This window comes from Algoriphagus sediminis (genome assembly GCF_030403435.1).
Taxonomy (GTDB): Bacteria; Bacteroidota; Bacteroidia; order Cytophagales; family Cyclobacteriaceae; genus Algoriphagus; species Algoriphagus sediminis.
This window is the reverse complement of sequence record NZ_JAUEPH010000021.1, coordinates 1-657: the sequence shown is the minus strand read 5'-3', so window position 1 is coordinate 657 and position 657 is coordinate 1. Positions and strand designations below refer to the sequence as shown.

1 protein-coding gene is annotated in these 657 nt (G+C 44.7%); it reads left to right on the top strand.

All coding sequences use genetic code 11. The features are described 5' to 3' along the window. Window positions 1-657, top strand: a 657-nt coding sequence (locus QVH07_RS17665) for a hypothetical protein (protein WP_290003151.1), incomplete at both ends; no start/stop codon positions are given.

The following is a 657-nucleotide window of genomic DNA, read 5'->3' as shown; positions in this document are numbered from 1 at the left end:
GACTGTTCAGAAGGATGGTATTTGTATCAGTGAGCCAACAGAGGTGACTGTGAATCCACAGCCAGAGACTCCAGCCGCACCAACAGTAGAAGTAATACAGCCAACCTGTGAGGTAGCGACAGGTGAGATAACCTTTGCTGCGGATCAAGGAGTTGAATATGCCTTCGAGAATACTTTTGCGAACCCACTTGTCCCTAATAATGGAATCATTACCGTTTCTGGCTTGGCCGCCGGATCAAGTGGAACTGTTTTCGCAAGAACTATAGACACAGATTGTGTGGTGTCCACTAATTATAGCATTGGTGATCAGCCACCTACCCCAGTCTTGGAAGTGATGGATGCTGAGCCAGAGTGTGGTGTTTCAGAAGTGGATCTTTTGGATTTGATTTCCGGTGGATCTACCCAATCTCCAACTGCTACTTTCACCTTTTTCGAATTGGATGGACAAACGATAACTCCATTACAGTCTTCTATTGTAACTGAATCCGGTACTTACAGAATCAGGTCATCTATTGGTGAGTGTTTTGTTGAAAGAGATGTTAATGTCACCATAGCAAATTGTGAGCTGTTGATAGACAAGACAGTAGAAGCAGTAGATGCTGCCAATGACGGCATATTGAATGCGGCAGGCGATATCATTGACTACGAGATCACGGT